The sequence below is a fragment of the Bacillus inaquosorum KCTC 13429 genome (assembly GCF_000332645.1).
Lineage (GTDB): Bacteria > Bacillota > Bacilli > Bacillales > Bacillaceae > Bacillus > Bacillus inaquosorum.
Window position 1 is genome coordinate 235,330 of record NZ_AMXN01000004.1, and the last position, 13,808, is coordinate 249,137.

The following is a 13,808-nucleotide window of genomic DNA, read 5'->3' on the forward strand; positions in this document are numbered from 1 at the left end:
CATCCTCCAGGCCGCCTTTATTGTTCACAAAAAAGCATGCATGTTTTAATTGTTCCTCCGTATGATTTATTGTTTGCCATATTAAGGAGGTAATAAAGAACATGAAAAAACTGTTTACGAAAGCTTCATTGGTGTTATTCGCAGTAGTATTTGTTTTTGCCGTCAAAGGAACACCCGCCAATGCAGAAACCCATGCCTACGATGGAAAAAGCCCTTATTACAATGATTGTGCGTCCAGCGGCTCCACAAAAAAATCCTCAAACTTAGTGAATGCCAGCAATCAAGTCATCGGGGTGGTCGAGCTCAAATTCAGCAGTACATGTAAAACGGCTTGGGCAAAAATCACGATGAATAACACATTGACGACAGGCTTTGAAGCAAACGCGGAGATTACCCGAAACACGGACGGAAAGAGATATAACTGTGATTCTGCAGGCGGAAACGGAAAAGCTGTAGCCGGCCAAAAATCTTGTTATACACCGATGGTATATGATTTAGACCCAAGAACTTCTTACGCATTCGGCAAGTATTCAGGACCGAACCTGAATGTTTGGGCCACGACAGGATCTTATTAAAAAGAAAAAAGGCTGCCAAACGGGCAATATCCGCGGCAGCCTTTTCGTATTAATTTGCTTCTCTTTGTTTTTTAACCTCTTCAAGCTGAGAGGCCGTCACCAATTGATAGCCTTGATCGGTGAGCTTTTTGATAATTTCATCGGCCGCATCAGCAGAGGTGCTGTAAATGTCGTGAATCAAGATGGTTCTTCCATCTCCCGCCTGACTCATGACACGGTCAACGATTGTTTTTTTGTTACGGTCTTTCCAATCTTCCGGATCAACATCCCATAACGCGACATCCATTTTCAATTGACTCCGCAGTTCATCATTAATGCCGCCGTATGGAGGTCTTACAAGCGTCGGGCGGTATCCGCTTATTTTTTCAATCATATCTTGCGTGTCATTGATCTGCTTTAACGCTTCTTTCACCGAAAGCCTTGTGAGAAGCGGATGGCTCCATGAATGGTTCCCCACCTCATTTCCTTCTTTCAGCATTCTTTTAAGTGTTTCCGGATAATATTGCACCCTGCTCCCCAGAACAAAAAACGTGGCATGTCCCTTATATTTCTTCAAGGAGTCCAAAATCTGATTTGTTGTCGCAGGATTCGGGCCGTCATCGAAAGTAAGCGCAATGACTTTTTGATTTGGATCAATTGTTTCCTCTTTGGGCAATGAAATCACTTCATGCTTCGGCTTCTGTTCTTTGATTTTATTTTTGTTTTTTGCTTTATCCATATATTGTTCTTTCAAGCTGTCTTTCAAAAGGCTTTTTTTAATGGCAATCGATTGCTCTCCAAGATAGCCTGCTGCGACCTGATATGTATCAAAATAAAATTCGATATAATCTTCCTTGATGGCAAAGCGGCTGAAATTTTCTTTTTTCGGTGCCGTTCCTTCTCTTAACAGCGCATCGTCGGCAGCAATGTCCTTATCTTTTTTCAGCTCATGATAAGCGATTAACGAAAGCTTATGTAAATAGTCAGCGTCCTCCTTGAATATATCATCAATCGAAAGAAAAGCTTGCTTACTAAAATCATAGTTAAACGTTTTTTTCACGGTTTGCCCGTGTGCACCGCCGATATATTTATATTCATTAAATACAATCGCTACTGTCTGCTTGGCATAATGGACAATTTTATAATCAACATTTAATTCGTTGCGTTTTTTCGTATGCTCCTGATCGACGCCTTTTGTTTCCTTCTGAAATTGGCGAACCTCTTTCTCTGCGAAACTCTTTAATACCCCATCTATTTTTTTATTTTTGAAAACAGGATAGTTGACCGCGTAATTGAAAGTTTTCCCGTCATTCACAAGCGTTGCGATTTCCACATTCCCATACTGAGAATCAGTTTTTACTTTATTCATAACCGTTTCTTTTTGTAATGAATTATGGAAAAAGCCGATAAGGCCCGCCACACATACAACTGCAATTAATACATGAAACCACTTGATTCTTTTTGCCAACAACCCAATTCCTTCTTTCGTAACCGTTTCGATTTATCTTGCATCAATGTTAGAATCGTATCTTTTTAGAAATATTTCTGTAACATTAAAGTAACATTTATTTTACATTTGTAATACTATGAGATTTAAAAGTTCTTGTCAATCCTTTTTAAGGGATTTCATCATAAAAAAATAAACGATTTCACAAATGTACATACACCCAACTCAAACATCTAGAATATGGTAAACAGAATAAAAAAGTTAGGGAGGTTTTCCTCTTGGATTATCCTTTGAATGAACAGTCGATTGAACAAATTACACCTTATGATGAAAGACAGCCTTATTATTATCCGCGCCCGAGACCGCCATTTTATCCGCCTTATTATTATCCAAGACCGTTTTATCCGTTCTACCCGTTTTATCCGCGTCCGCCTTACTACTACCCGCGCCCGCGTCCACCTTACTACCCTTGGTACGGCGGCGGATATGGCGGAGGATACGGCGGAGGATACTAGGCTTTGTTTACCGAAATGGGGGCAGTCCAGCTCCCCATTTTTTTGTTTTAAAAATGACAATATCATGACAAATATAGGAAATAATTGTGATTTCACAGCCCTCTTGTTACGATAACAAAAGCATGCAGTTTTGGGGGAGGCGTCTATTTTTGGAGAATACAAGAGATTCTGCAGCTATATCTGAAACGACATACATAAAACCTTCTAACCGGGTAACAGCTTACGATTTTATCAAACTTGCAAAACCCGGCATTATCATATCAAACTCGATAGCTGCCTTCGGCGGATTTTGGATTGCGTTTGCCAGCGCAGACAAACCATTAACAGGAATGGCTTTTTTGTTGACAATGGTGACAGCAATGTTTGGAACCGCGTTTGTTATGGCTTCCGGGACTGTCTATAACAATTATTTTGACCGCCATATGGACGCAAAAATGGCGCGCACCCGCAGCAGGGCCTCAGTCACAGGGAAAATGCCGCCAGCCATGATCTTAACGTATGGCTCCGTATTAGGAATCACCGGTCTTGTGATGCTGTATTCCCTCAATCCATTAACTGCCCTTCTCGGACTAGCCGCCTTTATCTTTTATGCGATCATCTATACGGTATGGGTGAAACGAACCTCTGTGTGGAGTACATTTGTCGGGAGCTTTCCGGGAGCTGCGCCGCCATTGATGGGGTATTGTGCCGTAACCGGAGACATCAGTATGACGGCAGTGCTATTGTACGCGATTATGTTTCTGTGGCAGCCCCCGCATTTTTGGGCGATTGGGATAAGACGGAAAGAGGAATATCGGGCAGCGGGCGTTCCGCTCTTGCCTGTTGTAAAAGGAAATCATGTAACGAAAGTAAAAATGATTCAATATATTGCAGTCCTGGTGCCGGTGACGCTGTTATTTCCTTTTACTCTCGCCGCTGGTCATATCAGCCCATTTTATTTCTTAGCTGCCTTGGTTCTCGGAGGCATATGGATCAAAAAAAGCATCCAAGGATTCAAAACGGATGATGACGTGAAGTGGGCAAAGGATATGTTTGTCTACTCGCTCATTTATTTTTGCTTGCTGTTTTTAATCATGATGATTGATTCATTTGTGATGTTTTTGATCAGATGATGTTATGCAAAAAGAGCCACACATTAATGTGACTCTTTTTTGTTTGGAAAAACAGCATCTAATAGAAATGTCAGGATTAAAAACACAGCCGTGCAAATCAAAAATCGTACGATTTCAGTCAAAATCCAGCTATGAGCAATACTCATATCATCGGTTTCCTGAAGGGTTGCACATATTGAGAAAATAGTGAGTATGTATTTTAGGGTTTCTTTGTTCATGAATATCATCGCTTTCTTGAAATGATTACTTAAAGGCAAAATAAATAATGAGATAAAGCCCAGCCGGATATTAAACATGTCCGCATCTTTGCATGTTTTGATTGAAAGAAAAGAAAGTACGTCCCCCAGCTTACTACCGGGTGTTCGCCAAAGTACAAAAGTAAAATGGCAAATAGTAGTTCTCCACTCTATAAACTCGAACTCTTTTTCCATCATCAGGTATTATAAGCCAAAAACAAACAAAAAAATAGACTTTCGCTTTTATCTTACATGCAAGAAAAGAAAGAGAAATTGTCCAAATACCCTATATTATGGTAATATATTATTTAGTTTTTTCCATGTTCATAGATGTGGAGGTCGACAACATTGAAAGGGATGCTTTTAGTTGTACAGCTTGGATTTTCTTTCATGGTTTTTCTGTTTTTAACCGCTGTCAATTGGTATCAAGGAAGCGAGCTTGTTTCAGATCGATTTGATTGGAACTATACCGCTACATTTTCAAAACTCCTAAATGGAATTGATACCATCACCAGCCCCAAGCAAATTTCGCAGCTCGATTTTTTTATCTACTCTGCTAAACATTATCCAGTTATGAGTGCGTTAATGATCTTCTCATTTTTATATGTTTTGGCCGCGCTTTTTTTACTCATATATTCAGTCAAATTCAATAAGCAAGAGATTCACCTAGATTGCTGACCCGGATCTTCTTATAAACAAGTGCCATTTTCAATCACCTTGATTAATTACTCGTTGTAAATCATTAGTTCTTTTTTAGACGATGTTCCTGAAGTTCAATGGATACGCACAGGCAATTATTCAAGCGCCAGATGGAAACGTATTTGTTGTTGTATGAAAATAAACAAAATATTACGGAATCTTTTTCTCAGAAATAAAAAAAGCCTCTCCCTTTAAGAAAGGCATTTTTTATTACGGTTCAATTTTTACCTGATTTTTGTAACTCCCTTCTTATTCTTACGTATACCTTAAGAGGAGGTATCAAACGATGAAAGAATATGAATTCGTAAGAGTTGAACTGAGCACTATGAGAAGAAGGCCTAAAGAAGACTACCAGCAAATCATCCATGACTATGCGAAAAGTGGCTGGACATTCGTTCAGATTTTCGCTCCTAGTATCGATGGGTATGGAGCAGCTGCTTATTTTGAAATCATATTTGAAAGAGATGCGGAAAAAGCTTAGTCTAGGTGTCTAAGCTTTTTTGTTTACTCTCTATACAATTTCTGCAAATGTTGCATCGCATGCTTTGGCTAAATCTTGTGGCGCTACCTTTAGCTGCATACCGATTTTCCCTGCACTGACAATGATAAAATCAAGTGTTTCAGCTGCTTCATCAATATAAGTCGGGAACAATTTTTTCATGCCGATTGGTGAGCAGCCGCCACGAAGATAGCCAGTTACCTCTAATAGTTCCTTCATTGCAATCATTTCTATTTTCTTTTCTCCTACTACTTTTGCTGCCTTTTTTACATCTAATTCCTCTGCAACGGGTACAACAAACACGTAATAATGATTTGTTCCTGCTGTTGCCACCAATGTTTTATATACATACTGCAAAGGGTAACCAATTTTTTCCGAAACAGAGATGCCATCTAGCGGCTGGCCGCCTTCTGTTTTGTAGCCTAATAACTCATAGGAGATGTTCTGCTGTTCTATCAAACGAACCGCATTTGTTTTTGTCATTTTTTTCGCCATCCTTTTCCCCCACGATCGAATGTATGTATGTCTTCTTAATTGCAGTTAATAAGTAAATTCTATCATCAGAGTCAGCCATATTCTACTGACCTGCATTGTCAAAACACCGCCTCCGCAGCAAATAAAAACGTGCAAAAAAAGACATTAAGCCAATTAAAGGATCCCACTCCTTAAGTTCCATTCTTAGTCAACTTGAAACAAAACAGGAATTAACGACATACACACACATACAATTTGTATGAATGTAAAACTAAGGAGTGGTTGCTTTGTATCATTACTTTTATGGTCCTGCGTTAATTCCTTACTTTACACATACTCCTAACACTCAAAGAAATCCAGACTTTTCAGAAAGACAGCGAAGAAGAGAAATCACATTGAATGTTGATGGCTTTATTCCGCCATCTTCCTCTGAGGATCTCGGAGACGGTTTTTATTCTTACGCATGGACTGGCCAACAGGTAATAGATCCCGGTGAATACCTTGTTTGTTATCTTGAAGGAAGGGATATAAAAGTCGTGAATGGCGGGTTTGCTCCACGCGATTATGCTCCATTGTATGCAATAGCAAGCTATCCGCGGAGAAGAAACCAATGGGTCATTACGCTTCATAATCCTGTTCAAACCCAAAGAGCCATATCGCTTTATCTGATTGCAAAAAGGTAACACAAAATGTTTCAGCAGAAACAGAAAAACGGGTAGGAACGCTTTATTACCAAGCGTTTTCCTACCCGTTTTGAATCTATGATACCGGGCGGTCTCTATACTGTCAAGGCAGTGATTATCTTCTAATACGAGAGGACATTGGTCCCCAAATGGCATTATCGCACTTTGTCTACGGTTCATTTCAAATACACCACATGCTCTTCACCATTCTCTGGTCCCCAAGAATTTTTGTTTCCGATCAAAATTTTTATATATTATCATTATTACCAGTAAAAAGAAAAGAGGATTAGACATATGGTTCTTCTTGAAACGAATCGGTTACGATTAAAAACGATTGATATCCCCCTTCTTGACGCTGCATCTAAACGAGATCATCAGGCCATTAAAGACCTAGGTTATGAAACAAATGGTGAATGGCCAAATACTGATTTTTTTGAAGCCATCCCTTATTTCCGTAAGAAATTAGTTGAAAACAATGGAACAAAAGGATTTGATTCATGGATTATTTTAAAGAAGGACAATAATGAAATTGTTGGAGGAACCGGATTTTTAGGTGACCCGGATTCGAATGGTATGGTCGAAATCGGTTTTGCAACAAATAAAAGCCATCGCCGCAAAGGTTACTGTGTTGAGGCTGCCCAAAAAATCATAAACTGGGCCTTAAGCCAAGATACAGTGAACCATATCACAGCAAGATGCGAACATAACAATTTTGGTTCACAACTTATTTTAGAGAAGTTAGGGTTTAAATTGGAGCATAAATCAGAAGACTTTATGCATTGGAGATACGTTACAATGTAAAACAATAAAAAAAGCAGGCTCTATGCCTGCTTTTTTTGAAGCACGTGCAAAGAGATAAAACCCTCCCTCTAAACTGAGAGCGGGTTTTTCTTCAAACAATATTTGTGCAGTTTCCTTACTCGTCTTTTCTATCTTTATCGGTATCTTCAGGATCCTCAACTGGATCTTCAGGGTCAGGATCATTATCTTTTTCATCATCTTTATTGATGGTATCATCCTCATCGACACCTGGAACGTTGTTATCGTTAGTATCTTGGTTGTTGCCGTTATTATCTTGATTGTTCTCCTCAACATCTGGAGCATTGTTATCATTATCATTATTATCTTGACCAGTATTACAGCCCATTAATACAAAACTGGATAGAAACAACGCACTTATAATTTGCAGCCATTTTTTCATTTCCATCCTCCTTTCTTCTTTTTTAATCCCTATAAGTTTGTCCAGCATGTGTAGTTTAATTCGTTGCATTCTTATATATTCTTTTTTGACTTCCATCATTATAATTCCAGCATATCAATTCCTCTTTTGCGAAAACTAAGTATCGAAACAAAAATTTTGATGGGAAGTGGCTTTAAGATGAATAATGTCCGGTGGATAACCGCCCTTTTAAACGCAAGAAAACAACCCCTTTTATCTGGTAAAAGAAACAGAGGGATGATGTGGATGTCTCTCTTAGGTTTAGGAGCTAGTATAGCTGCAATTGTTATAAGAAAAAATAACAGCAAAAATGTGTTACAGCCTATTCAAGGTTTAGTTAGTAATGTTAAACAGAATAATGTAAAACCCCGCACTTAAAGAACGTCAGGCTTTGAATCGTGAATGTGGGTAAGGGACCAATAGTTCCTTCCACAGCATGCGTATAGTCTTCTTTTTATCAAAGGGACTAAAGTGAAGGAATCAGATAACTCCTTTTTTAATCAAAAAAACCCTCTAATCTAAGAAGGTTTTTTCCATATTCAGCAACACTTTGATCCGCTACATAAAACAGTCTGGCCCAGCATGAATTGGCGTACTTGCTTCCTTTATCGTTTCATAGATGAGAGACGATACACTCTGCCTGCCCCTCCAGTTTAAATTGTCCAAAACCGAAAGGCAGCAACATATGATCTCCTTTTTTGAAGGTATTGACATACTCACCGGATATCATACGGCCTTCCCCTTCAATAACACTGACAAGAAGGAATGGTTTTTGCTGCTTTAATCTTGCTGATCCTGATAAACTCCACTTCTTCACTGAAAAGTAAGCGCATTCAATCAATGTGGCTATATGCAAATCATCTGTTTGTTCATATTGAACAGTTTGACGATCTGGAATGGATGGAACCGCTATGACTTCTATGCTCTTTTCCAGGTGAAGCTCGCGCATATTGCCTTCTGGATCTTTTCGCTCATAATCATATAATCTATAGGTTGTATCTGAATTCTGCTGCGTCTCTAAAACGAGAATGCCTTTTCCAATTGCATGGACGGTACCGCTTGGCACATAGAAAAAATCCCCCGGCTTTACCTTTACGCGGCGTAAGAGCTCATCCCATTCTCCAAGCTCTATCATCGAGATCAGTTCTTCCTTTGTTTTTGCGTAGTGGCCGTAAATGATCTCTGCATCTTTTTCGCAATCAATGATGTACCAGCATTCGGTTTTTCCGAGCTCCCCGTTTTCACGGGTTTTGGCAAAATCATCATTCGGATGCACCTGAACGGATAAGTCTTGGTCTGCATCTAAAATTTTTGTCAGAAGAGGGAACCGGTCCCCTTCAAGATATCCGAATAAATGTCTGTGCTGTTCCCATAATTCGCAGAGCGTTAACCCTTTATACATTCCGTTTTGAACAACGCTTTGTCCATTTTTATGTGCGGCAAAAGCCCAGCACTCCCCTGTTCGTTCTGACGGAATGTTATAGCCGAAAGCAGCTAAAGCGGTGCCGCCCCAAATCCTCTCTTTGAAAACAGGCTTGAAAAATAACGGTTCAGTCATCATAAAAATTCCCCCGCATTATACGATTTCATCCAGCAGCTTGTATGCTTCTTCTGTTGTTTGTACGGAGAGCAGTTGCTTTCTATAGCTGTCATCCATTAGTTTTCGAGATAACATCTGCAATATTTTCAGATGCTGGTTCCCTCCGCTCTCTTTCGGTACAGCAATCATAAAGATTAATTTTGCATCTGATCCATCCAGGCTGTTCCAGTCAACGCCTGACCGTTTGATCCCAAAGGCAACACTCGGCTTCCTGACGGCCTCAGACTTCCCGTGCGGAATCGCGATATTCATGCCAATCGCCGTTGTTCCCTGTTGTTCACGATTCAAAATGGCTTGTTTAAACCCGCTCTCTGAATGCAGCACACCTCTGTCGGACAATGTTTGAATCATTTCATCAATAATGTCATCCCTGGTTTCCCCGGATAAATGTGGTTCAATCAGCTCTGGGCTGATAATGTCTGTCAGTTTTTTGATTTCCGTCATTTCGGCTTCTTGAGTTGGCTGCGGTATTTCTTTTGCTGCAGCAGCTTCACTTGGCGGTGCAGTTTCACTGAGCACAGGGGACGCCTCCGTTATATCCTTTTTTAGTAGATTGACGAACAGAGCAGTGACAAGAGATCCCGCCAATACAGCAATAAAAAACATCAATACATGATCAACTGCACCGAGCACTGCAACGATAGGTCCGCCGTGCGCCACTCTGTCTCCCACATTTCCAATCATCGCTATCACAGAACCCGTCATAGAACCTGCCATAATACTGGGAATGACTCGAAGAGGATCCTGCGCCGCGAATGGAATAGCTCCTTCAGTGATACCGAAGAGTCCCATAGTAAATGCCGCTTTCCCCATTTCTCTTTGCGACGCCTCAAATTTTCTTTTTCCAAAAAACGTTGCAATTCCGAGACCAATCGGCGGTATACAAATGGAAACGGCAATTGGCCCCATAATTTCATAATTTCCTTCTCCAATCATTGCCGATCCAAACAGAAATGCCACCTTGTTTACGGGACCGCCCATATCAAATGAGATCATCGCGCCTAAAATCAATGCCAGAAGGATTGAGCTCGACCCTTTCATCCCAGCCAGCCAAACCGTTAAAGATGTGAAAATTTGAGCTACAGGTGCGCCGATCAAAAATACAAACGCTAAACCTACAATCAATGATGCAAACACCGGAATAATAATAATCGGCATAATCGGCTGGATTGCTTTTGGAACTTTTAATTTTTTGATCCCAAGTGCCGCGTATCCAGCCAAAAATCCGGCAATGATTCCGCCGAGGAAACCGGCGCCGCTTGCACTGTCGTAAAAACTTCCAGTCGCTGCAATAAATCCGCCTATCATCCCTGGCACAAGCCCCGGCTTATCAGCGATGCTATATGCGATATATCCGGCTAATATCGGGATCATGAATGAAAATGAAGCACTTCCGATCTGTTCAATCGTTTTCCAAAAAGAATCATCCGGAATGACTAAGCCTTTAGGTGTTTTCTCGCCCCCAAGCGTTAATGCAACCGCTATCAATAATCCGCCGACGACAATGAAAGGAACCATAAACGAAACGCCGTTCATTAAATGACGGTAAATCGGATTTTGTTTCTTCTCCTGTTGATGGCTTGATTCCGATTTAGAAGCGGAATGATAGACCGCTATGTCCCCGCTAAGTGCCTTTTGAATCAATTCTTCCGGTTTACGAATACCGTCCTGAACCCCGACAGACATCAGTTTTTTGCCGATAAAACGGTCTTTGTTTACCGAGCGGTCTGCCGCAATAATGATCACGTCCGCTTCCCGAATCTCCTCTTCGGTTAGCTCATTTTCTACCCCGATTCCGCCCTGGGTCTCAACCTTGATGCTAACGCCTAATCTGTCAGCAGCTTTTTGCAGATTTTCTGCTGCCATATACGTATGGGCAATTCCGTTCGGACAAGATGTAATCGCTAACAGTTTCATACGAAACCTCCTTTAAGGTGTGAATAACAAGATCTTGTCTCAACTGTATACCGAAATTATGCCGTTAAAATCGCTTTTTTTACCATAAGTTCCGGAAATAACGGCATTTTTCCCTTAAACAAAAAAAGCAAGGAATGAATCCCTGCTTTTAATAATCCAAATAAGATAAAAATGTCATGACGTTTGTTTCTTTCGTCAGCTTCTGCACAAAGGCCGGCTGCTCACTCAGGTATGAAAGCTCACTAAACAGCTGCTTTGTCATATTTTGATCCTCATGTTTGACAGCCAGCATAAAAACAAGCGATACTTTCTCATTTCCCCAATCAAGCGGCTCTTTTAATGTGGCAATTGCAATTGCTGATTGTTTAATGTATTTAGCGTTTGCATGAGGAATGGCTATGCCTGCCCCAATGTTTGTCGCCGCCATTTTTTCCCGCATAACCGCATGAACCGCATATTCCTTTTCAACATAGCCTTTTTCATACAAAGCTGTCGACAGCTGTTCAATTAACTTGTAGCGGTGCTCTGCCTCTTGCTGTAAAAAAACCAAAAAAGGAGTTGTATTGTTCAGCATCTGAAAAGTTTTTTGTTTTTGGCGGTGCGATTCGTCAAGCTGACGTATAAATGCACTCAATTTCTTCTCATCACCAGGCTCCAAAAGCGGTGATACAACAATATGGGGAATCGTTACACGTTCCAGCGCAATGGTGGAAATGACAAGATCTATATCCTCATGCTTTTTTGTATAGTCCGCCAAATCAGCTTTAGCGATACAGGCCATTACAGCGATTTGATGACATTTCCGTTCAATTTTTGTTCGCAGCAATTGTGACATTCCGATGCCCATGTGGCAGACGATGATCGCCTTTTTATGTGTCTCGCTGCTGTGACGCAGCCGTTCAATCGCTGCCTGAAAATGCAGAGTCAAATATGCTGCCTCTTCCTCAGGGATATAAAGATCGAACGTTTGATTGATGTCTTCCAGAACGTCAATGACAAGATGAAACAAATAAGGATACATCTTTTTAATGTCATTAAGCATAGGGTTTGATACAGAAAGATCATAGCTCAGCCGCTGTAACACTGTATTGAGATGAATGTTCAATCCGTTGATCAAATCCTGATCGTTATGAAAATCCAGCATTTTCAGCTCTGAAACACGATTGATTAAGTGCCTTACAACCTTGGAAAGTACAACATGTTCAAGGTCATTTGTCAGTTCTTTCTGTAATGGATAACGAACTTTCCCGCCTAATATATGTAATGTTAAATACACAGCTTCTTCTTCAGGAAAGCGGATGGCAAAAACCGGCTCAAGCCGTTGTAAGCAAGCAAATGTCCATTGATATTCTTTCTTCTTTTTTACTGCCGCCAATTCTCTTGGAGAAATCGAGATCGGCTGCTTCATTTTGATTCGGCGGATCATTAACAACGTATGCAGCAGCAAATTCTCAAACGTTTCATCTGTGAAATAGATAGAATGCTTTTTTTGTAATGATTTGATTTCTTTCGTCACAAAATCTACTTCATGACTTAAGAACTTACTTTTAATAAATTGGCTAGTAAACTCCGTGTTATCTATCAAATCAGATATTCTTGCCAATGCTTTTCTTTTACTTTTTTCGTTCCCTTCAACCTTTAAACCAAGCCGCTGCTTCGAAACCAGCGTGAGGTCATATCGCTTCAGCCACTCCTCTACCGCACACAAATCCTTTTTAATGGCGGATCGATTCACAAAATGCTGAGCGGCTATTTCTTTTGCGGAAAAAGGCTTTACATTCATTAATAAGTCATAAGCAATTTGGAGCATTCTTTCTTCATCGGTCCGCTGCCTTGAATGAAAATGTTCAGTATGTAATTGTTGGCTTAGCCAGGCCCTTTCCTGATCTTCTATATGTAAATAGACGCCTAATCCCGGTTTCCGAATGAGCTGAGCATGAGAATGTTCATTAAGATAATCCTCGATCGCTTTCAAATCATTCCTGATCGTTTTTTCAGAACACTGTACCCGGTCTGCGAAATCTTGCACAACTAAATAGTCATCAGGCTCAGATAACAACAGATACAAAATCTCTTTTTGTCTTGTATTTATGTATTCCATCTGTTTTTCTATCCTTCCTGTCAGTATCCATTTGAGCAAATTGATAGTATAAGTATACTATATAAGAAACCGTTTACATTATACAGCAGAATCATAGAGCCAAAAGTTTCGTTTTTTACCGAAGCTTCCGGAAAAAAGGGTTTTTTATGTTTTTGAGTTAACTGTCTTAGTAATCGTGAAAGACACTCTGAAATTTAAAAGATAAAAAAACGGACACCAATCCAAAGCACAGAGTTCTGTGTCCAATGATCAGTGTCCGCAGGCTTTCGGTCTTGGACCTATTCAAATTTTTTTAGGGCCCTGTTCCACAGCTAACTTTGTATTCACCATCTGATGCTTGTTTTGAATAGCATAAGTGAGGAGTTTGTCCTGTTTCATCTTTCCAATCCATCCAATTTACATAATAAAGATTCCCAGATTCATTGTCTCCTTCTCTTTTTTGGAGAACGGCAAAGTAGCTTTGGTAGGGATATCCCCTTTTATACATTTCGTGTCTGATTGCTCCTTTTTCAGAAGCAGCTGTAAAGACAACAGGAGATAAAACCGGTAGTGCTATCAAAATAACTAGAAGTGCCGCTAAAAGAGAAAGTATAATTTTAGTTTTCTTTTTCATTTTTTTCTACACTGCCTTTTAACATCTATTACATGTATTTTATTCTCCAACAAAGTTTATTATATTCTCATATAGCTTACATTAGTATTTTTACCAGTTGGCAGAGTTGGACAACAATCCGCCAACATTTTTCCACTGA

At 40.1% G+C, this 13,808-nt stretch carries 16 protein-coding genes; 8 read left to right on the forward strand and 8 right to left on the reverse strand.

All coding sequences use genetic code 11. The features are described 5' to 3' along the window. The first annotated feature begins 101 nt into the window (after positions 1–101). Complete coding sequence (locus BSI_RS09460; RefSeq protein ID WP_003239192.1) at positions 102–575, forward strand: YjfA family protein; 474 nt, start codon at positions 102–104, stop codon at positions 573–575. 49 nt (positions 576–624) lie between these two features. Here the strand turns inward: BSI_RS09460 and pdaC are convergent, their stop codons facing one another. Beyond that, positions 625–2,025, reverse strand: coding sequence for a peptidoglycan-N-acetylmuramic acid deacetylase PdaC (gene pdaC / locus BSI_RS09455; protein ID WP_003239194.1), 1,401 nt, complete (start codon positions 2,023–2,025; stop codon positions 625–627). A gap of 254 nt (positions 2,026–2,279) precedes the next feature. On the opposite strand from pdaC, the gene cotT reads away from it, so the two are divergent. Together cotT and cyoE are read left to right on the forward strand one after the other, a co-directional pair. Beyond that, positions 2,280–2,516: a spore coat protein CotT gene (cotT, locus tag BSI_RS09450; protein ID WP_003239195.1), complete on the forward strand. Its 237-nt coding sequence runs from the start codon at positions 2,280–2,282 to the stop codon at positions 2,514–2,516. Positions 2,517–2,638: 122 nt separating this feature from the next. Next, on the forward strand, positions 2,639–3,628 hold the full coding sequence (cyoE, locus tag BSI_RS09445; protein WP_080030852.1) for a heme o synthase: 990 nt from the start codon (positions 2,639–2,641) through the stop codon (positions 3,626–3,628). Between the two features lie 23 nt (positions 3,629–3,651). On the opposite strand, the gene BSI_RS23100 is transcribed toward cyoE, so the two are convergent. Next, positions 3,652–3,774, reverse strand: coding sequence for a hypothetical protein (locus tag BSI_RS23100; RefSeq protein WP_003239197.1), 123 nt, complete (start codon positions 3,772–3,774; stop codon positions 3,652–3,654). A gap of 438 nt (positions 3,775–4,212) precedes the next feature. On the opposite strand from BSI_RS23100, the gene BSI_RS09440 reads away from it, so the two are divergent. After that, complete coding sequence (locus tag BSI_RS09440) at positions 4,213–4,542, forward strand: YjdJ family protein (RefSeq protein ID WP_003239198.1); 330 nt, start codon at positions 4,213–4,215, stop codon at positions 4,540–4,542. A 307-nt stretch (positions 4,543–4,849) separates the two neighbouring features. Then, entirely contained in the window at positions 4,850–5,044 is a 195-nt protein-coding gene (locus tag BSI_RS09435; protein ID WP_003239199.1) for a DUF4177 domain-containing protein, read from the forward strand. Positions 5,045–5,074: 30 nt separating this feature from the next. Here the strand turns inward: BSI_RS09435 and ybaK are convergent, their stop codons facing one another. Continuing rightward, positions 5,075–5,557: a Cys-tRNA(Pro) deacylase gene (gene ybaK, locus BSI_RS09430; RefSeq protein WP_003239200.1), complete on the reverse strand. Its 483-nt coding sequence runs from the start codon at positions 5,555–5,557 to the stop codon at positions 5,075–5,077. Positions 5,558–5,823: 266 nt separating this feature from the next. On the opposite strand from ybaK, the gene BSI_RS09425 reads away from it, so the two are divergent. Continuing rightward, positions 5,824–6,219, forward strand: a complete 396-nt coding sequence (locus BSI_RS09425; RefSeq protein ID WP_003239201.1) for a hypothetical protein — start codon at positions 5,824–5,826, stop codon at positions 6,217–6,219. 294 nt (positions 6,220–6,513) lie between these two features. Then, positions 6,514–7,020, forward strand: coding sequence for a GNAT family N-acetyltransferase (locus tag BSI_RS09420; RefSeq protein WP_003239202.1), 507 nt, complete (start codon positions 6,514–6,516; stop codon positions 7,018–7,020). A gap of 115 nt (positions 7,021–7,135) precedes the next feature. Here BSI_RS09420 and BSI_RS0121245 read toward each other — a convergent pair whose 3' ends face one another. Beyond that, positions 7,136–7,519, reverse strand: a complete 384-nt coding sequence (locus tag BSI_RS0121245; RefSeq protein ID WP_003239205.1) for a hypothetical protein — start codon at positions 7,517–7,519, stop codon at positions 7,136–7,138. 78 nt (positions 7,520–7,597) lie between these two features. Between BSI_RS0121245 and BSI_RS0121250 the strand changes: the two genes are divergently transcribed. Continuing rightward, positions 7,598–7,816: a hypothetical protein gene (locus BSI_RS0121250; protein ID WP_050556890.1), complete on the forward strand. Its 219-nt coding sequence runs from the start codon at positions 7,598–7,600 to the stop codon at positions 7,814–7,816. 235 nt (positions 7,817–8,051) lie between these two features. Here BSI_RS0121250 and manA read toward each other — a convergent pair whose 3' ends face one another. The 4 genes from manA to BSI_RS09400 form a co-directional block, all read right to left on the reverse strand. Further along, positions 8,052–8,999 (reverse strand): mannose-6-phosphate isomerase, class I, encoded by a 948-nt coding sequence (gene manA / locus BSI_RS09415; RefSeq protein WP_003239206.1) that lies wholly within the window; start codon positions 8,997–8,999, stop codon positions 8,052–8,054. 15 nt (positions 9,000–9,014) lie between these two features. Beyond that, positions 9,015–10,955, reverse strand: a complete 1,941-nt coding sequence (locus BSI_RS09410; protein ID WP_003239207.1) for a fructose-specific PTS transporter subunit EIIC — start codon at positions 10,953–10,955, stop codon at positions 9,015–9,017. Positions 10,956–11,103: 148 nt separating this feature from the next. Next, positions 11,104–13,056: a mannose transport/utilization transcriptional regulator ManR gene (gene manR, locus BSI_RS09405; RefSeq protein WP_003239208.1), complete on the reverse strand. Its 1,953-nt coding sequence runs from the start codon at positions 13,054–13,056 to the stop codon at positions 11,104–11,106. A gap of 292 nt (positions 13,057–13,348) precedes the next feature. Continuing rightward, entirely contained in the window at positions 13,349–13,669 is a 321-nt protein-coding gene (locus BSI_RS09400; RefSeq protein ID WP_003239209.1) for a YjcN family protein, read from the reverse strand. Positions 13,670–13,808: the final 139 nt, after the last annotated feature.